Annotated in this window: 17 protein-coding genes and 1 pseudogene; 7 read left to right on the top strand and 11 right to left on the bottom strand. The window is 42.1% G+C overall.

The window, feature by feature from the left end:
• Window positions 1–75: pseudogene (locus MTF68_RS17370) on the top strand (elongation factor Tu); the annotation flags it as partial.
• A gap of 217 nt (window positions 76–292) precedes the next feature.
• Here the strand turns inward: MTF68_RS17370 and MTF68_RS17365 are convergent.
• From MTF68_RS17365 to MTF68_RS17340, 6 genes are all read right to left on the bottom strand, one after another.
• Complete coding sequence (locus MTF68_RS17365) at window positions 293–1,489, bottom strand: dipeptidase (protein WP_029773025.1); 1,197 nt, start codon at window positions 1,487–1,489, stop codon at window positions 293–295.
• 64 nt (window positions 1,490–1,553) lie between these two features.
• A complete protein-coding gene (locus tag MTF68_RS17360; protein ID WP_004589625.1) occupies window positions 1,554–1,808 on the bottom strand; it encodes a YheU family protein in 255 nt (84 codons plus the stop codon).
• The gene (locus tag MTF68_RS17355; protein WP_024033940.1) at window positions 1,805–2,797 is read right to left on the bottom strand and encodes a hydrolase; all 993 of its coding nucleotides are present in this window, start codon (window positions 2,795–2,797) and stop codon (window positions 1,805–1,807) included. Before MTF68_RS17355 ends, MTF68_RS17360 begins: the two co-directional genes overlap by 4 nt.
• A gap of 111 nt (window positions 2,798–2,908) precedes the next feature.
• Window positions 2,909–3,055: a hypothetical protein gene (locus tag MTF68_RS17350; protein ID WP_004589623.1), complete on the bottom strand. Its 147-nt coding sequence runs from the start codon at window positions 3,053–3,055 to the stop codon at window positions 2,909–2,911.
• An 883-nt stretch (window positions 3,056–3,938) separates the two neighbouring features.
• Window positions 3,939–4,361: a TIGR02444 family protein gene (locus MTF68_RS17345; protein ID WP_248463156.1), complete on the bottom strand. Its 423-nt coding sequence runs from the start codon at window positions 4,359–4,361 to the stop codon at window positions 3,939–3,941.
• Window positions 4,345–6,267, bottom strand: coding sequence for an ATP-binding cassette domain-containing protein (locus MTF68_RS17340; protein WP_064384660.1), 1,923 nt, complete (start codon window positions 6,265–6,267; stop codon window positions 4,345–4,347). Before MTF68_RS17340 ends, MTF68_RS17345 begins: the two co-directional genes overlap by 17 nt.
• A 132-nt stretch (window positions 6,268–6,399) precedes the next feature.
• Here MTF68_RS17340 and MTF68_RS17335 point away from each other — a divergent pair, with 132 nt between their 5' ends.
• Entirely contained in the window at window positions 6,400–6,603 is a 204-nt protein-coding gene (locus MTF68_RS17335) for a YheV family putative zinc ribbon protein (protein ID WP_004589620.1), read from the top strand.
• Window positions 6,604–6,812: 209 nt separating this feature from the next.
• Here the strand turns inward: MTF68_RS17335 and MTF68_RS17330 are convergent, their stop codons facing one another.
• Both MTF68_RS17330 and MTF68_RS17325 read right to left on the bottom strand, forming a co-directional pair.
• A complete protein-coding gene (locus tag MTF68_RS17330; RefSeq protein ID WP_004589619.1) occupies window positions 6,813–7,025 on the bottom strand; it encodes a SlyX family protein in 213 nt (70 codons plus the stop codon).
• Window positions 7,012–8,010 (bottom strand): hypothetical protein, encoded by a 999-nt coding sequence (locus tag MTF68_RS17325; RefSeq protein WP_024033936.1) that lies wholly within the window; start codon window positions 8,008–8,010, stop codon window positions 7,012–7,014. The genes MTF68_RS17330 and MTF68_RS17325 overlap by 14 nt, the downstream gene beginning before the upstream one ends.
• A gap of 204 nt (window positions 8,011–8,214) precedes the next feature.
• Here MTF68_RS17325 and fkpA point away from each other — a divergent pair, with 204 nt between their 5' ends.
• Window positions 8,215–8,967: an FKBP-type peptidyl-prolyl cis-trans isomerase gene (gene fkpA / locus MTF68_RS17320; RefSeq protein WP_248463155.1), complete on the top strand. Its 753-nt coding sequence runs from the start codon at window positions 8,215–8,217 to the stop codon at window positions 8,965–8,967.
• A gap of 58 nt (window positions 8,968–9,025) precedes the next feature.
• On the opposite strand, the gene MTF68_RS17315 is transcribed toward fkpA, so the two are convergent.
• Window positions 9,026–9,496, bottom strand: a complete 471-nt coding sequence (locus MTF68_RS17315; RefSeq protein ID WP_004589394.1) for an Rsd/AlgQ family anti-sigma factor — start codon at window positions 9,494–9,496, stop codon at window positions 9,026–9,028.
• A 524-nt stretch (window positions 9,497–10,020) separates the two neighbouring features.
• On the opposite strand from MTF68_RS17315, the gene hemE reads away from it, so the two are divergent.
• On the top strand, window positions 10,021–11,085 hold the full coding sequence (gene hemE, locus MTF68_RS17310; protein WP_024033935.1) for a uroporphyrinogen decarboxylase: 1,065 nt from the start codon (window positions 10,021–10,023) through the stop codon (window positions 11,083–11,085).
• Window positions 11,086–11,153: 68 nt separating this feature from the next.
• Here hemE and sthA read toward each other — a convergent pair whose 3' ends face one another.
• Complete coding sequence (gene sthA / locus MTF68_RS17305) at window positions 11,154–12,584, bottom strand: Si-specific NAD(P)(+) transhydrogenase (protein WP_055255264.1); 1,431 nt, start codon at window positions 12,582–12,584, stop codon at window positions 11,154–11,156.
• Window positions 12,585–12,597: 13 nt separating this feature from the next.
• Window positions 12,598–13,731 carry a fatty acid desaturase gene (locus MTF68_RS17300; RefSeq protein WP_054983308.1) on the bottom strand — a complete coding sequence of 378 codons (1,134 nt, stop codon included), beginning with the start codon at window positions 13,729–13,731 and terminating at the stop codon, window positions 12,598–12,600.
• Window positions 13,732–13,858: 127 nt separating this feature from the next.
• On the opposite strand from MTF68_RS17300, the gene fabR reads away from it, so the two are divergent.
• The 3 genes from fabR to leuB all read left to right on the top strand — a co-directional run bounded on the left by fabR (window position 13,859) and on the right by leuB (window position 17,511).
• Window positions 13,859–14,479 (top strand): HTH-type transcriptional repressor FabR, encoded by a 621-nt coding sequence (gene fabR, locus MTF68_RS17295; protein ID WP_004589390.1) that lies wholly within the window; start codon window positions 13,859–13,861, stop codon window positions 14,477–14,479.
• 405 nt (window positions 14,480–14,884) lie between these two features.
• Window positions 14,885–16,438 carry a 2-isopropylmalate synthase gene (leuA, locus tag MTF68_RS17290; RefSeq protein ID WP_004589389.1) on the top strand — a complete coding sequence of 518 codons (1,554 nt, stop codon included), beginning with the start codon at window positions 14,885–14,887 and terminating at the stop codon, window positions 16,436–16,438.
• Window positions 16,435–17,511: a 3-isopropylmalate dehydrogenase gene (leuB, locus tag MTF68_RS17285; protein ID WP_004589388.1), complete on the top strand. Its 1,077-nt coding sequence runs from the start codon at window positions 16,435–16,437 to the stop codon at window positions 17,509–17,511. Before leuA ends, leuB begins: the two co-directional genes overlap by 4 nt.
• Window positions 17,512–17,560 lie beyond the last annotated feature (49 nt).

The following is a 17,560-nucleotide window of genomic DNA, read 5'->3' as shown; positions in this document are numbered from 1 at the left end:
GAAGGTCTTCGTTTCGCTATCCGTGAAGGTGGCCGTACTGTAGGTGCTGGTGTTGTAGCAACTATCGTAGAGTAATAATTAGCCTAGCTAATTAATACTAAAAAGAGGTCACTTCGGTGGCCTTTTTTAATGCCTGAAGAAAAGTGTTTAGCTATCAGCTATTAGTAGCTTGGTGTTAAATTATACTTAACACATAAAAAAGCACGACTTTAAGCCGTGCTATTAATTAAATTTTTTGACAACTGACAACTGACAACTGACAACTGACAACTGACAACTGACAGCTTACAGCTTAGTGCTTTTTCGCATATGCTTCGGCTTGCTTCCAAACCCTTAGCGTATTTTCGCTTAAAATCTTTTTAATGTCTGAATCGCTGTAACCCCTGTCCATTAAGCCTTGTACTAGGTTAGGGTAGCTAGATACATCCTTTAAGCCAATCGGTAACGAATCGCCAACCCCATCGTAGTCAGAGCCAATGCCCACGTAATCAATGCCAATAAGCTCTACAACGTGATCAATATGATCAAGTACTTGCTCAAGGCTTGCAAACGGGAATGGGTTTTTAGCGCGGTACGCTGCATCAAAGTCTTTACTTGGCTTAGTGCCTTCTTTTTTAACGGTCTCTTTAGTGCTTTTAAGGTCTTTGTACCACGCACCGGCTTTAGAGGTTACAAAGCTTGAGCCAAAGTTAATTTGAATAACCCCGCCATTCTTTTTAAGCGCTAATAACATGTCATCATTCATATTACGCTCAAAGCCTGGCGTGTATTTGCGCAGTGATGAGTGTGAAGCAATAACCGGCGTTTTAGATAGCTCCATTACCTGATAAAACGCATCATCTGATATATGTGATACGTCAATTAGCATACCGACGTTGTTCATTTCAGTAATTAGCTTTTTACCAAATGGGCTTAAACCTTTCCATTTACGGCGAATATCGTATGACGAGTCAGAAATATGGTTGCTTTGCGAGTGCGCAAGTGTGATGTAGCGTACACCGCGGTCAAAAAAGTGCTGAAGGTTTTCCATTTTTCCTTCAATTGGCGAGCCATTTTCCATGCCCATCGCAATTGACAGTTTACCTTGCTCAAATTGCGCTTCTATATCCGCTGTTGAGCTAGCAATAGCAAATTTTTCAGGGGCGCGCTGTGCAATGGCTTCCATGCTATCAATCATTTGATTGGCTAGCTGGTAGCTCTTACCTTTGCCTTCAAATTCTAAGTGAGCAGGAATATAAATCGACATAAAAGGGGCGTTTAAACCCCCCTGTACTGCGCGAGGGTAGTCAAAGTCGCCGCCGTCGGTGGCTTTAGTTACATCAACCCATTTTTCGTGGATACGATAAGGTACATCAATATGGGTGTCGATTAAAATAGTGTCTTTTGCTAGTTTTACTGCTTTGTCTGACGGGCTTTTTACTTGCTCTGCAAAGGCTTGTGGTGTTAAAGCTAGTGATATGGCTACCACTAGAGTGCTGAGTTTTATCATGTTTTGGCTCTTTGGGTAAAAAGCCATTGTGTACGTTCAGCTCAAAAGTTACAAGTGTTAGGCGCTAATCAAACGACTGCGCTTCATGCTCTTCGCTTTGCAGTGCTTTAAATTCATTTTTTGAGATAATAGTGACCGACTCATGTAGCTCAGAAAAAAACACCATCGCTTCACCATTTCTAAGCTGCTGATTAACCTGCGCTACTTTACTTTGAATACTCACTTCTTGCTCACCGTAATCGGTGCCTTCACGAAGCACGTAGCTTTCAATTAGGTTATAGAGGGTGTCTTTATCAAGTTGTTCAAAAGGGATAATCATAACTGCTTACTGCTCGCTTTAGTGGGGACGTGCTGGCCAAAATAATGAGGGACGGCTTGTTCAAGCCAAAATACCGGCCTAAACGGATTATTACCGCTAATAAACCCTACGTGGCCGCCTTTTTCAGAGACGCTCAGGGTAACATGCTCACTCACATCTTGCCTACTTGGCACGGCTTTAATCGACAACATTGGGTCGTCTTTGGCATGAATTATTAACGTAGGAATCGCAATATGTTTTAAGTAGGGCATTGCGCTGGCTTGGCGATAGTAATCGTGTGCGTTTTCAAAGCCATGCAGTGGAGCGGTTAGTTGATTATCAAACTCTAGCAAATCGTCAATTTTCATTAACTGCTCAGAGGTAATAGGTATTTGCTGCTTAATTTGTGGCAATTTACGCTGCATTGATTTTTTCATTCTATCGAGCAAATATTTTTGATAAATTTTGCCTAAGCTTTTACGAATAACATCGCTTGATGATGATAAATCATAAGGAGCCGAAACCACGGCTGCAGCACTTAACGGGCAGTTTTCTCGCTCTTCGCCTAGGTATTTAGCTAGTACATTGCCCCCTAACGAAAAACCAACAGCCATAATAGGGCGGCTGGGAAATTGCTCCCTTAAATGATTTATAAAAAAAGCTAAATCGGCGGTATCGCCACTATGATAAGCACGCGGTAAGCGGTTAACTTCGCTTGAGCAGTTTCTAAAGTGCATAAGTACTACGGCATAACCTTGCTTTTTTAAGGCTTTCATCATGCCTTTGGCATAAAAGCTATTTATGTTGCCTTCAAGGCCATGTAAAACCACAGCAAGGGGAGCGTTTTCGTTATGAGGCAGCGACCATGCAAGTTCAATAAAATCGCCGTCGGGCGTATCAAGTTGCTCAAGTTCGTAGGACGTATTGTGAAATGGACGGAAAAAACGCGGCATTATGGTTTGAACGTGACGATTGGTCATCCACCATGCTGGTTTAAACTTATTGATCATGTTTGTACTACGCACTATGAAAAAAACGAAACGTTAGTGTACCAAATTTTTCGCTTTATAAAATAAAAAGCGCCTAATCAGTAACCTGAGTAGGCGCTTTGTGCGTCGTGCTTAATGATGCTCGGGAACTTCAGCCTCGCTAATTTTTTTAATAAAGTAAAAAGCGTAAAATAGGCAAAGAGAAATCACGACGCCTAAAATCCCAAAAGACATAAATAAAACAGGGTCGCTAAAAAAGTCTCTAAAGAATACGTTCATGATTAATCTCCTCGTTCAGTTGTTGGAGACATCATAAAGTGACTTTGCAAAGCATAATGTGATCGAGATCAAACTATTTCCCTGCGTGGAAAAAGTAACCAAGTAAAGTTGATATAGATCATGTTTTTGGGGTTATTCAGTTTCTACTGCAGCACCTATAGGCTTTGAGAATCAATCGGCTTAAAGATTTTTTGCACAAAGAGAAAAGAATGAGAAGCAGATGAGAAAGATAGCCACAAGGCAGCAGCGCCTAGGCTTATATTTCTAGCAATAATAACTAGGCTTTTATTTTCCTCTAAAAGCGCAGCGTCTCTAATCCTCTTTGTGATTAATTGGCTTAAAGATTTTTTGCACAAAGAGAAAAGAATGAGAAGTAAATGAGAAAGATAGCCACAAGGCATCAGCGGCTAGGCTTATATTTCTAGTGATATTAGCTTGGCTTTTATTTTTCTCTAAAAGCGCAGCGCCTCTCACCCTCTTTGTGATTAATTGGCTTAAAGAGCTTTTGCACAAAGAGAAGGAAATGAGAAGTGAATGAGAAAAGATAGCCACAAGCCAACAGAGGCTAGGCTTATATTTCTAGTGATATTAGCTTGGCTTTTATTTTCCTCTAAAAGCGCAGCGTCTCTAATCCTCTTTGTGATTAATTGGCTTAAAGATTTTTTGCACAAAGAGAAAAGAATGAGAAGTAAATGAGAAAAGATAGTCATAAGCTATGAACTAAACAGTTAATAAGGTTTATACATTTAGCGACTATAACTTGGCTTTTATTTTTCTCTAAAAGCGCAGCGTCTCTAACCCTCTATGTGATTAATTGGCTTAAAGATTTTTTGCACAAAGAAAATAGAATGAACATTTAGAGGAGGGTGTAAAAACTGACAGCCTAAGTCGCTTTCACATACAGCTCAATATTGTTTGGCTTTACAGCTTCTAAAAAGCTAAGTTTATTCGCTGTATCAATCAGTATTTGCTGTTGTTGCTTTTCAAGCTTTAATTCGGCGCTTAATAGCTCTTGGCGTATTTTTGCATAGTCGCTGATAATTTCTTGATTGGCTTTTAAATACTTGCGCGTTGCACGCAGTGGCTTAAGTGCCTGCGTATCAAACTCATTAATCGACGCTATTAACGCACTGAGCTGCTCGGCATTAATACTTAGCTTAAGTGAATCTAAGTACAGCAAAAATAAGCACAGATTAACGTTTTTACCTTGCTGGTTTTGCAGTGCCAGCAAGGTTTGTTGTTGCCCAGGCTTTGCGTACAAAGCGCAGGCAAATTGCCAAAAGTCGTTTTTATTGAGCAAGTTCATCGGCAAAGGCCTGTTCTTTTTCTTCCATTTCTTCAAGCGCCATCAGTAACTCTTCTTCAGTGTCGTTTACTTTAGGGGTAAGCGTGGCTTGCTTAGCAATTAACTCTTTTAATTGCGCTTTATTGTCGTCGTTGTAGAGTGTATTGTCGCCAAGGGCTACTTCAACTTCGCTAAGCTCTGCAGTAAATTTATCGAGCTGCTTTTCAAGCTTTTCAATTTGCTTTTTAAGCGGTTGAATGGCTTTTCTAAACTCAGCTTCTAGGCGCTTTTGCTCTTTACGATTAACGCTTGGATTTGCTTTTGGCTCGTCAGGTTGCTGGCTTTTAGCGGCTTCTTTATTGGCATTGAGTAACCATTGGTAATACGCATCTAAGTCGTAACCAAACTGAGTGACTTTGCCATCATCGACTAAATAAAATTCATCGGCGGTGTTTTTAAGCATGTGACGATCGTGCGATACGGTAACCATGGCGCCTTCAAAGCCTTGCAGTGCCATCACTAGCGCGTGGCGCATTTCTAAATCAAGGTGGTTAGTTGGCTCATCAAGTAGTAGTAAATTGGGTTTTTGATACACCAACATGGCTAGCACTAAGCGGGCTTTTTCACCGCCCGAAAACGGCGCCACGGGTTCAAGTGCTTTATCGCCAATAAATGCAAAGCCACCTAAAAAGTCACGTAATGATTGCTCAGTGGCTTGTGGGTTTAAGCGTTGAATATGGGTCACTGCGCTGGCTTTTAAATCAAGCGATTCAAGTTGGTGCTGCGCAAAGTAACCTATATTTAAGCCATGGTGTTGAACCACTTTACCTGCTTGCGGCTCAAGCTCGCCCGCTAATAGCTTTATAAGCGTTGATTTACCCGCGCCGTTACGACCGAGTAACGCAATACGGCTGCCAGGAACTAGGTTTAGCGCGATATTATTTAAAATAGTGACATCGCCATAACCTGCTTTTGCTTTATCTAGGGTCATTAGCGGGTTAGGCAGGGCTGTTGGCTCGGCAAATTCAAAGTCAAACGGTGAGTCGGCATGTGCAGGTGCCAGCTTTTCCATACGTTCGAGTGCTTTAACACGGCTTTGTGCCTGTTTGGCCTTACTGGCTTTGGCTTTAAAGCGAGTTATAAACTGCTCAAGATGGGCAATTTGCTCTTGTTGTTTTTCAAACATTGCTTGTTGTTGTAACAAGCGCTCTGCTTTTTGGCGTTCAAACTGTGAGTAGTTACCTTTGTACACATTAATAAGCTGTTTATCGACATGCCAAATTTGATCAACCACGGCGTCTAAAAACTCGCGGTCATGAGATATAAGTACCAAGGTGCCTGTGTAGGCGCGTAAAAAGCGCTCAAGCCAGTAAACGGCATCTAAATCAAGGTGGTTGGTAGGCTCATCGAGTAATAGTAAGTCGGCATCGCGAATAAGTGCTTGTGCAAGGTTTAAACGCATACGCCAACCACCAGAAAACGCGCTTACAGGGTTTTCTATTTGGTGATTAGCAAAGCCTAAGCCGTGCAGTAATTCGCCCGCTTTTGACTCTATGCTGTAGCCTTTAATATTTTCAAGCTGAATATGTACTTTGGCTTGGGTGTCACCATCGTTTGTTTGCTCAGCTTCACGCAGGGCAATGCGCAATGCATAGTATTCAGGGTGACCTTGTAGTACGTAATCAATGGCGCTTATTTCAAGGGCTGGGGTTTCTTGTTTTACAGAAGCAATAGACCAATCTTTAGGTATATTGCAATCACCCGCATCGAGTTGCAGCTCAGATTTTAATAAACTAAATAAGGTAGATTTACCACAGCCATTAGCGCCAACTAAGCCCACTTTGTGCTGTGGAAATAAAGTAGCCGAGGCATTTTTTAATAAGGCTTTTCCGCCACGAAGTAGTTCTATTTCTGAGATTTGGATCATGAATGCGTTACTTTACTGTGCCCTGGTTAAGTTGGCGCTATCATACCATAGAACGTATTGCTCTTATCAAGCGTATCAACATAGGAAGTTATACGATAAAATATGTGCAGTTCAAACCACAGGAAAAATGTTGTGAGACAAAAGAAGCGATTTATTGCTGGTGCATCGTGCCCTGAATGTAAAGCCATGGATACCATGATGCTGTACAGAGAACATGATGTTGAAAAAGTAGAGTGTGTAGAGTGCGGCCACAAAATGGCGCAACCCGATAACGCTGTTCAGGCATCTACTCGCCAATTTGAACAAGTAATTGGTGTATTTAAACCGGGCGATTAACCCGGTTTTATTTTGCCGTGTGTTTAGGGCGTGTTGATCTTTGATGGTTGAATTTGTAGCAGTATGTTTGGTTTTTTAGGCAAGGCAGAGCCTATGAAGTGTGGTTGTTCCACATGAATAGGCGATAACGCAGCATAAATGCCAAACATGCGCTGCCTTCGGGTTCTGCCTAGATTGAACAAATTTCAATCCGCAAAGGTTAACATGCCCTAGTAATGTGGAGGAGGCGGCTCTTGCATTTGCGACATTAACGACGGCTGCTGCGCTTCTTTAAGTTTTTCTGCTAGTAACTCAGTTTGGCGCTTCATTTTTGCAAGCTGCTGTTGGTGTGCTTTTAGCTCGTCATTTAATATTTCTATTGTTTCGTCTTGAAAAGCAACTTTTGCCTCAAGCTCCATTAAACGATTTTCAATTGTGTTCATTTGCTTCTCGTATTGTAAAGTGCTCTGCAATTCCGCTCGAGCTCTCGGTTAACAACGACTTGCCGTTATCTATAAACGTTACATCTAGCACCACAGCCGATTTAGGCTTACTGCCTTCACGTGGTGTGACTTGCCAAGTTTGAATTTTCTCTCCGCTGGGTAACTGCCATAAATCAACGCGCTTATTGGGCGAGCCTGTGGCCAGCAATGTACCTTGTTCGTTAAAGCGTACCGCAGTAAAAATTTTCTGACGCGCAATATACGCCAGTTTACTCACAAGATCACCTGTAGTCAGCTTCCATACATGTGCTTGCTTCATACTATCTGCGGTAAATGCGTAGCGACCTTGTGGGTCTAGGGTTACTTGGGTAACACGCGTCGGGTGATTAAAGCGATGAATTACTTGCCCTGTACGTGTATCCCAAAAATAAGCAACGTAATCGTTTGAGCCGCTTAAGGCATAGCGCCCATTAGGCGATAAATCAACGGTGTTTACTTTGTCTTGGTGGCCTAAAAACTCAATGCGGCGTCCGGTTTCTAGGTTTAAAAATACCACTACGCCGTCGCTTCTGCCGTATAAAACACTGCGGCCTTGGTTACTTATCGCAATATCGCGAATAGTGGCTTGTTGAATTTTATAATAGCCGCGGTTTTCGCCGCTGCTAATATCCCACACGGCAAAGGTGGTTTTTTCGGCGGTAACGGCCACGCTATTATCAAAGGCAATAGCCACAGCATATACTAGGCTTTCTTGTGATTGCTGTTGAAACCATTGATATTTTAGCACCTGCTGTTGATTATCCCACAGGGCGACCCCATGGTGAATGGAGGAGACTAGGCTGTATTTACCATCGTTAGATACTGCCGAGGAAAACGCACCCTGTGCTGCGTGTTCAAAGCGTTGTGCAGCTTGCTGTTTTTGATCGCTACAAGCTAGGGCTAATAAACAGCTAAAAGCGATTAAAAAAGTACGAAATATCGACATATTACAGGTATTTCCTCTTAACTCTTAGTGACTGAGAGGTTAGACTAGGTCACGTTGAAGGCCTAGGGTGTTTGTCTAATCACTATAATAGGTTAGGTTTTAATTTAGTTAGTTATTAAACAAGCAGCCTATCATGTAGGCCGTTAATCTTTAACTAGTAATAATACAATAAATGACAACTGCAAAGTGTGTCGGAGATTTAAAATGAAAAAGACGATTAGATTGTCATTGATTGCAGCGTCGGTTTTAGCGCTTACAGCTTGTAATCAAGAAGCAAAACAAGAACAAGCTGAAGTTAAATTAGACACTGTAGAGCAGCAACAAGCATACGGTATTGGTGCATCAGTAGGTAACTTTTTAAATAAAGACCTAGCTGATAAATCAGAGATTGGTATTGAACTAGACCAAGCACTATTAATTCGTGGTTTTGAAGACGCGCTTGCTGGTAATGCAAAAATCGATGAAGAAAAAATCCGTGAAGTGCTAACTGAGCTAGATACATCAGTGCGTGCAAAGCAAGAAGCTAAAGCTAAAGTTGAGTCTGAAAAAAGCAAAGAAGCAGGTAAAAAATACCTAGAAGAAAATGCTAAAAAAGAAGGCGTAACAGTAACTGAGTCAGGTCTACAGTACGAAGTACTTAGCGAAGGCGAAGGCGAAGGCGAAAAGCCAGCAGCAACAGACGTAGTTAAAGTACATTACAAAGGTACTTTATTAGACGGCACTGAGTTTGATAGCTCTTATGCGCGTAACGAACCAACTACTTTCCCTCTTAACCGTGTAATTGCGGGTTGGACTGAAGGTTTACAGCTTATGTCAGTAGGGTCTAAGTACAAGTTCACTATTCCTTCTGAACTTGCTTACGGCGATCGTGACCTAGGTAAAATTCCAGCTAACTCAACGCTTGTTTTTGAAGTAGAACTACTTGAAATTCAAGATGACGAAGCACCTGCGCAATAAGCGGTAGCTTATAACGCAAAAAGGGACCATAACGGTCCCTTTTTTGTAAGCTATTTTATTAATCTGTGTGGTTAGAAAACAAATTATCTATTAGCTCATCTTCTAGTTCAAAACGCGCTTCTAACGTTTCGCCAAGTACCGACAAATCGTTATCAAACTCTGCTAATAAGTCCTCTTTATCTACTTCTGCGTATTTATCGTTAAAATCTAAAGCAATATCTGTTGTGCTAGAAATGCGCGGGTAAATTGTATTTGCCAGCTCTTGGCTTTCAAGGCCCTTGCTTTCGCAGGCTTTTGCAATGTCATCGTACACTTCAAAATGGCCGGCAGATAAGTAATCCATTAAAATTTGGCAAAATGATTGAATTTGTTCTGGCTCTGGTAAGGCGTGATCTTTTTTGTCGTATGGCGAAAACCCAGCCATTTTACAATAAAGTACAATTAACTCTTGGCGCTCGTTTAACCATTTATCAATGACAGTATGGCTACCACCCCATTTTTGTTGAGCTTTCTCTACGCGCGTCAGCATTACTGTTCTCCTAAGCTGGGTCACTTTTATGGTTAAATTTAAATTTTCTTATACATCAAGATATATTTTATTTAAGTGTATATCAACAAGTAAAAGGTATGAGCTGGTGCATGAGTGTATTTATTGTAGGTAAATTATTATTTTATTGCAGGCAAGAAAAAACCACCGGTTAAGGTGGCTTAATTTCTTGTTTTGGCCTGTTAATACAAGCTTTCTTATTGTTATAGAAGATTTTTGTTATTTTTATTATAAATATTTTTGTTATTGTTGTTTAAGATTTTTATTATTGTTCTTGTTAACGCGGGACAAACAATACCAAGGTTTTTGTTATGTTGCAAACATATTAACAAAAAGTTTTTATTGTTAGTTCTTTTTGGTTATTTAACACTCAAGTGTGACTAAATAAGCAACAAACTAGGTTCTGTTAGCTGTAACACATGTTTTACGAGCTTAGCGATAGAGAGCCGGAGAATATGGTGGTACAATCTTGAACAATTTCTATAAGCCTCAGGATTATTTACGCTATGAGCGAATTAAAAAACGACCGTTATTTACGTGCACTTGCAAAACAACCCGTTGATGTAACACCGGTATGGATGATGCGCCAAGCAGGACGCTATTTACCAGAGTACCGTGCTACACGTGCACAAGCGGGCGATTTTATGAGCCTGTGCCGTAATGCTGAGCTTGCATGTGAAGTAACACTACAACCACTTCGCCGTTACCCGTTAGATGCTGCTATTTTATTTAGTGACATTTTAACTATACCCGATGCTATGGGTTTAGGTTTGTACTTTGAAACCGGTGAAGGCCCTAAATTTGAAAACCCTATTTCGTCACTTGCTGATGTTAAAAAGATTCCTAAGCTAGACCCAACTGACGAGCTTGGCTATGTAATGAACGCAGTAAGTACTATTCGCCGTGAACTTAAAGGCGAAGTGCCACTAATTGGCTTCTCGGGTTCACCGTGGACACTAGCAACTTACATGGTTGAAGGCGGAAGCAGTAAAGTATTTGGTAAAATTAAAAAAATGGCGTTTGCAGAGCCGCAAACACTACATTTACTACTAGATAAACTAGCTGATTCAGTCATTGATTACTTAAACGCACAAGTAAAAGCCGGTGCGCAATCGTTAATGGTATTTGACTCGTGGGGCGGCGTATTAAGTCCGCGCGATTACAACGAATTCTCACTGCAATACATGCATAAAATTGTTGATGGTTTAATTCGCGAATACGACGGCCGTAAAGTACCGGTAACGCTATTTACCAAAAATGGTGGCCAGTGGATTGAAGCAATTGCAGCAACAGGCTGTGATGCAGTAGGTCTTGATTGGACTATTAATATTGGCGACGCTAAACGCCGTGTAGGCGATAAAGTTGCATTGCAAGGTAATATGGACCCGTCAATGCTTCACGGTACGCCTGATCGTATCCGCCAAGAAGTAGGCACTATTTTAGAAGACTTTGGCACAGGTGATGGCCACGTATTTAACTTAGGCCACGGTATTACACCAGATGTAGACCCAGAAAACGCCGGTGTATTTATTAATGCAGTACATGAGCTAAGCGCGCAATACCACAAATAACAGCCGTAGTATTAATAGCTATTAAAAAGCCCGCTAATTAGCGGGCTTTTTGCTGTGTAGTAATCGGGTTAAGTAAATAACCTATTTAATCCATTTAACGCCGCAACACGGTAGGCTTCTGCCATCGTTGGGTAGTTAAATGTGGTATTTACAAAGTAGTCAACGGTGTTGCCTGCTCCTTTTTGTTCCATAATGGCTTGGCCAATGTGAACAATTTCTGAGGCACGCTCACCAAAGCAATGCACACCAAGTACTTCTTTTGTTTCACTGTGAAACAATATTTTTAAACTACCAACTTCTGTACCCGCAATTTGCGCACGAGCTAAGTGCTTAAACTGAGCACGACCAACTTCATACGGTACTTTTGCAGCGGTTAGCTGTTGCTCTGTTTTACCTACCGAACTCATTTCAGGAATGGTATAAATACCGGCCGGTATATCTATAATTAGCTTATCTTCGCAATTACCGCAGGCAATAGCATCGGCAGCTATACGGCCTTGATCAAATGCAGCACTCGCTAAACTTGGGTAGCCAATTACATCGCCTACTGCGTAAACGTTGTCTACCTCAGTTTGGTACATTTCGTTGACTTTAAGTTGGCCTCGACCATCGGCTTTTAAACCAATAGCTTCAAGGTTTAGCGTATCGGTATTACCTGTGCGTCCGTTAGCAAATAAAATACAGTCGGCTTTTACACGCTTGCCCGATTTTAAATGCATGACAACGCAATCTGAGCGCGTTTCTATACGGTCAAACTCTTCGTTATGACGAATAACAATACCGCTGTTCCAAAAATGGTAGCTAAGCGCGTCAGAAATTTCTGCATCCATAAAGGCTAATAAGCGGTCGCGTGTGTTTACTAAATCTACCTTAGCGCCTAAGCCTTTAAAGATTGAAGCGTATTCACAGCCAATAACACCCGCACCGTATATAAGTACACGTTGTGGGTCGTGCTCTAGGCCTAAAATAGTATCGCTGTCGTAAATACGTGAATGGCTAAAGTCGACCTCAGGTGGGCGGTATGGGCGTGAGCCAGTAGCAATTACAATGGTTTTAGCGGTAATACGCTCTGCTGAGCCATCAAGACGCTTAATTTCAACCGTGTGTTTATCTACAAAGCTCGCATCGCCTTGGTACATATGAATGCGGTTACGGTCGTAAAAGCTGCTACGTAAGTTTGACTGCTTAGAAATAACAGAACTTGCATGACTTAAAATATCAGGAAACGTTAAGCGGCTAGGGCGCTCGCCAACATTAAAAAGTGGGTTTGCTTTGTATTCAATATAGCGGCTAACCGAGTGGCGTAATGCTTTTGAAGGAATTGTTCCCCAATGTACACAGCCACCGCCAACAGCTTGTTGGCGCTCAATAACCGCTACTTTTTTATCGTTTTTAGATAGGTTCATGGCGGTGCCTTCACCGCCAGGGCCCGTACCAATAATTATTGCGTCATATTGGAAACTTACGGGTGCTTTTTTCTGTTCTGGTTGTTTGGCCACAGCCACTCCTAAATTAATTAAAAGAGGCTTTTAATAACCTCGCATTAAGTGCTAGCCATGCCTGTTTTTGATTTTCCCAGGCGGCTTCCAGCTCATGGTATTGTGTCATTAATGCTGATTGTTCACACTGCTTTGCCATGTTATTTTTTTTAGCTTCTAACACTTGTTTTTGTAGTGAACAGTAATTTTGCAGCTTTTTCAGCAGTAAATCGTATTCTTGTTGTAATAATGTAAGCTTATCTTGCGCTAAAGGCAATTTTGAAAGGCGCGTTTGCGTTTTACTCATTAGCGTTTCGGCTTTGGCTTTTTCTATGCGCTCAACCGGGGTGCGCTTTAATTTACTGGCTAAACCGAGCGCTGCTAAAGAGCGAATCATCCATTTAGTTGGGTCGTAATGAAACCACTTAATACCGTTACGGTAATCGCTTGCAAAAATATGGTGGAAGTTATGGTAACCCTCGCCATAAGTAAATAACGCTAAAAAGCCATTATCGCGCGCGGTGTTTTTTTCAGTGTATGGGCGTGAGCCCCAAATATGAGCCAATGAATTAATGAAAAAGGTAAAATGCTGGCTCAATACTAAGCGTAATAAACCTGCAAGTAGTAGCATGCCCCACACATCGCCTACTAATAAACCAAGCACAAGCGGTAAACCGACGTTCATGGCTATAACAAGCTTTAAGTAGTGTTTATGCTGCCACATAACAATTTTATTGCGCTGTAAATCGCGACAATTACTGTAATCGTTATAGCTGTCGCCTTGGTAATCACGTAGCATCCAGCCAATATGGCTGTACCAAAAGCCGTTAGTTGCGGCGTAAGGGTCTTTTACTGGGTCATCTACTTGGCCGTGGTGTATACGGTGATCGCTACTCCAGTGCAACGCACTGTTTTGCAAAGCAAATGCGCCACCAAGGGCAAAAATAAATTCTATTGCAGGGTGTACGTTATAGGCTTTATGCGCCCATAATCGGTGGTATCCGGCAGTAATAGAGAGGCCTGCGTAAAACATACAGCCTACAAATGCAATCCAATGCGCGCTGGTAAATCCGTAACTAATGCCGTACCAAGGTACAAGTGTGACAGCCGCCAAAAAGGTTAGGCTAAAAAATAGGACGTTTGTCCAAATAATCGGTGGTTTATTCATCGTTTTTACTCTCAGCGTACAACTGTAAGCTAAAATAGTGTTTCAATCTCTTGGCGTCAAGTATTAGACTAGACAATTCGGCTAATTATCATTAAAACTTCATATAAAATTACTCAGGGAGCTGTGGATGTCGGGTGTTAGAGCACAACAGAAACAAAAAACACGACAAGCCTTAATTGAGGCGGCATTTAATCAGCTTAGTGCTGATCATAGTTTTTCTAATTTAAGCTTACGCGAAGTTGCCCGCGAAGCCGGTATTGCCCCCACCTCTTTTTATCGCCACTTTAAAGATATGAACGAGCTAGGTTTAACCATGGTCGACGAAGCAGGCTTAACCCTTCGCCAGCTTATGCGCCAAGCTCGCAGACGTATAGCCAGTGGTGGTAGCGTAATAAATACCTCGGTTGTAACCTTTATGGAGTTTATTGATAACTCAAGCAACCAATTTAGATTACTGCTGCGAGAACGTTCTGGCACCTCAAAAGCCTTTAGAGCCGCCGTAGCTCGTGAGGTAAAGCACTTTATTTTAGAGCTTGCGCATTATTTAGAAAGCGAAACCAAGTGCGATTCGATCCACGCTTATATTCAGGCCGAAGCCATGGTAACACTGGTATTTAATGCCGGTGCAGAAGCACTTGATATAGAAGGTCAACAACGCGAAGAACTCATTGAGCGGGTTATTTGGCAGCTACGTTATATTACCCGCGGTGCAGGTCATTATATTCGTGAAACAAATAATCAGGTTTAGCTTAAAAAATTAGCAATAAGTTAATCTAAGCACGCAAGTTTACTCAACACATTAATTTAAGCTAAAAAGTGTAGCTCTGTGACTTATAAAACCTGAATATGCTGTTTTTAGGTATATAAATTTCCTCAATGTGGGGTTTTTATTCCTCTATTTGGAATATTTATGCTTGCACCAACTGCTTTGTAATGTTAAAAATAGGCCTCACTGAACACACACACAAGAAACAAGATGCAAAATATTCGTTTAATTACACTAAAACTTAACCTCTTACTGCTATGGTCAGTGAGCGGGGATTAGTGTGTTTGCATCGAGTTAAACACTAAAAACCCCGCAATTGCGGGGTTTTTTATTATCTCGCGGCTGGGATAAATTGAAATTTGGGTAACAGAGGAATGAGGGGCAGTTATGCAAGACAAAGATAAAGTATGGATTTTTGATACCACCTTACGTGATGGCGAGCAGGCACTTAAAGCAAGCCTTACAGAAGACGATAAAATTCAGCTAGCGCATACTATTAGCCGCTTGAACGTGGATGTGATGGAAGTGGGTTTTCCGGTTTCGAGCCCCGCTGATTTTCGCTCGGTGCAACGTATTGCAACCGAGGTTAAAGGCCCAATTATTTGTGGTTTAGCACGTTCAGTAGCAAAAGACATTGAAGCCTGTGGTGAGGCGCTTCGCACAGCACAGCAAAGCCGTATTCATACTTTTATTGCCACAAGCCCTTTGCACCTTGAACACAAATTACGTATGAGCCTAGACGATGCAACGGCCATGGCGGTTAAATCAATTAAATTAGCGCGTAACTACACTGATGATGTTGAGTTTTCGTGTGAAGATGCCGGGCGTACGCCGCACTGGGATTTATGTAAAATTGTTGAGCAGGCAATTAACGCCGGTGCCTCTACTATTAATTTACCTGATACCGTTGGCTTTGTAACGCCAGACGAATACGCCGCAATGATCCGCCATTTAATGAATAACGTGCCGAATATAGATAAAGCGCGTTTAAGTGTACATTGTCATAACGATTTAGGTTTAGCTGTAGCTAACTCGGTAGCCGCGGTACAAGCAGGTGCTCGCCAAATTGAGTGTACAATAAATGGTATTGGTGAGCGTGCGGGTAACTGTTCGCTTGAAGAAGTGGCGATGATCATGAAAATGCGCAAAGACCACTTAAACGTACACACCGATATTAAAAGCGAAGAAATTTATCGCGCATCTCGCCAAGTGGCAAAAATATGCAATATGCCGGTACAGCCAAATAAAGCGATTGTGGGCGAAAACGCCTTTGCACATAGCTCGGGCATTCACCAAGATGGCGTATTAAAAGCGCAAAATACTTATGAGATTATGTCGCCAGAAAGCGTCGGTGTGCCAAATAACCAATTAAATATGACCTCGCGTTCGGGTCGTCATGTTATTGAGCACCGCTTAGAAGAGTTAGGTTATCAAAAAGCTGACTACGATATGGACAGCTTATACGAAAGCTTTTTAGCGTTAGCTGATCAAAAAGGTACCGTATACGACTACGACCTTGAAGCCATGATTTACTTTAATCAAATTAACGACAAAGACGAAAAATACCAATTAGAGTTTGTAAACTCAGCGTCTAACTCACAGTCGGTAGCCAGCTCTACCATTGGGATGCTAATTGATGGCGAAGCAAAACAAGAAGCTGCTACAGGTAATGGCCCTGTTGAAGCCTCATTTGCGGCTATTGAGCGCTTAACTGGTATGAGCGTTGAAATGATTGAATACAATTTAGAAGCCACTGGTCAAGGCGCAAGCTCGCTTGGTCAAGTAAACATTATTGCTAAATACGATGGCCGCCCTTATCACGGTGCGGGTATTGCTGCGGATGTGGTAGAGGCGTCGGTACGCGCCATGATCCGTGTTTACAACTTAATTTATCGTGCACAAAAAGTGTCTGATTTAAAACAACAAAGGAAAGCAGGATGAGTAAAACAAACTACAGCGTTGCCGTATTAGCAGGCGACGGTATTGGCCCAGAAGTAATGGCAGCAGCAGAGCAAGTACTTGATGCTGTAAGCAATAAGTTTGGTTTTACTCTGAACCGTCAGCATCATGCTATTGGTGGCGCAGCCATTGACGAATTTGGTGAAGCATTACCACCAAAAACGCTAAGCGCGTGTGAAAACGCCGATGCCATTTTATTTGGCTCAGTAGGTGGCCCAAAATGGGAAAACCTACCCCCTAACGAGCAACCTGAGCGTGCATCGCTTTTACCGCTTCGTAAGCACTTTGGTTTGTTTTGTAACTTACGCCCAGCACAACTTTTACCAGCGCTTAGCGCAGCATCGCCATTACGTGCAGATATTAGCGAAAAAGGCTTTGATATTTTATGTGTACGCGAGCTTACAGGCGGCATTTACTTTGGTGAAAAAGGCCGAAGCGGCGAAGGCGCTGAAGAAGCTGCATTTGATACACAAACTTACTCGCGTAAAGAAATTGAACGCATTGCCCGTTTTGCCTTTGAAGCAGCAAAATTACGTAGCAACCATGTAACGTCGGTTGATAAAGCAAACGTGCTTGCATCAAGCGTATTATGGCGTGAAGTAGTTACCGAAGTAAGCAAAGACTACCCAGAAGTCAGCCTAGATTACATATACGTAGATAACGCAGCTATGCAATTAGTTAAACAGCCTAGCCAGTTTGACGTGCTACTTTGCGATAACTTATTTGGTGATATTTTGTCAGATGAGTGTGCGATGATCACAGGCTCAATGGGCTTATTACCATCGGCCAGCTTGAATCAATCGGGCTTTGGTTTGTACGAACCAGCCGGTGGCTCAGCGCCAGATATTGCTGGCAAAGGGGTTGCAAACCCGATTGCGCAAATTTTAAGTGCTGCACTTATGCTACGTTACTCATTAGGGCAAGACGAAGCTGCGCGCACCATTGAAAAAGCCGTAGCCGAAGCCGTAGAAGCAGGCGTTGGCACGCCAGATATCTACCCACAAGGTGGATACAGCACAAGCGATGTGGCAGCTGCCATCGTTTCACGTATTTAATATATAAATCGCAGCACCGTTATGCTGCGACTTAACAAAGTAGGGAATT

This window comes from Pseudoalteromonas sp. 2CM37A, from assembly GCF_023161885.1.
Lineage (GTDB): Bacteria > Pseudomonadota > Gammaproteobacteria > Enterobacterales > Alteromonadaceae > Pseudoalteromonas > Pseudoalteromonas atlantica.
The sequence above is the reverse complement of the archived record's forward strand: the minus strand, read 5'-3'. Positions and strand labels throughout refer to the sequence as shown.

Bases quoted from the DNA above. Each gene is read 5' to 3' on its own strand.
- MTF68_RS17365 (WP_029773025.1), bottom strand. From the start codon at position 1,489: ATGATAAAACTCAGCACTCTAGTGGTAGCCATATCACTAGCTTTAACA.
- MTF68_RS17360 (WP_004589625.1), bottom strand. From the start codon at position 1,808: ATGATTATCCCTTTTGAACAACTTGATAAAGACACCCTCTATAACCTA.
- MTF68_RS17355 (WP_024033940.1), bottom strand. From the start codon at position 2,797: ATGATCAATAAGTTTAAACCAGCATGGTGGATGACCAATCGTCACGTT.
- MTF68_RS17350 (WP_004589623.1), bottom strand. From the start codon at position 3,055: ATGAACGTATTCTTTAGAGACTTTTTTAGCGACCCTGTTTTATTTATG.
- MTF68_RS17345 (WP_248463156.1), bottom strand. From the start codon at position 4,361: ATGAACTTGCTCAATAAAAACGACTTTTGGCAATTTGCCTGCGCTTTG.
- MTF68_RS17340 (WP_064384660.1), bottom strand. From the start codon at position 6,267: ATGATCCAAATCTCAGAAATAGAACTACTTCGTGGCGGAAAAGCCTTA.
- MTF68_RS17330 (WP_004589619.1), bottom strand. From the start codon at position 7,025: ATGAACACAATTGAAAATCGTTTAATGGAGCTTGAGGCAAAAGTTGCT.
- MTF68_RS17325 (WP_024033936.1), bottom strand. From the start codon at position 8,010: ATGTCGATATTTCGTACTTTTTTAATCGCTTTTAGCTGTTTATTAGCC.
- fkpA (WP_248463155.1), top strand. From the start codon at position 8,215: ATGAAAAAGACGATTAGATTGTCATTGATTGCAGCGTCGGTTTTAGCG.
- MTF68_RS17315 (WP_004589394.1), bottom strand. From the start codon at position 9,496: ATGCTGACGCGCGTAGAGAAAGCTCAACAAAAATGGGGTGGTAGCCAT.
- hemE (WP_024033935.1), top strand. From the start codon at position 10,021: ATGAGCGAATTAAAAAACGACCGTTATTTACGTGCACTTGCAAAACAA.
- MTF68_RS17300 (WP_054983308.1), bottom strand. From the start codon at position 13,731: ATGAATAAACCACCGATTATTTGGACAAACGTCCTATTTTTTAGCCTA.
- fabR (WP_004589390.1), top strand. From the start codon at position 13,859: ATGTCGGGTGTTAGAGCACAACAGAAACAAAAAACACGACAAGCCTTA.
- leuA (WP_004589389.1), top strand. From the start codon at position 14,885: ATGCAAGACAAAGATAAAGTATGGATTTTTGATACCACCTTACGTGAT.
- leuB (WP_004589388.1), top strand. From the start codon at position 16,435: ATGAGTAAAACAAACTACAGCGTTGCCGTATTAGCAGGCGACGGTATT.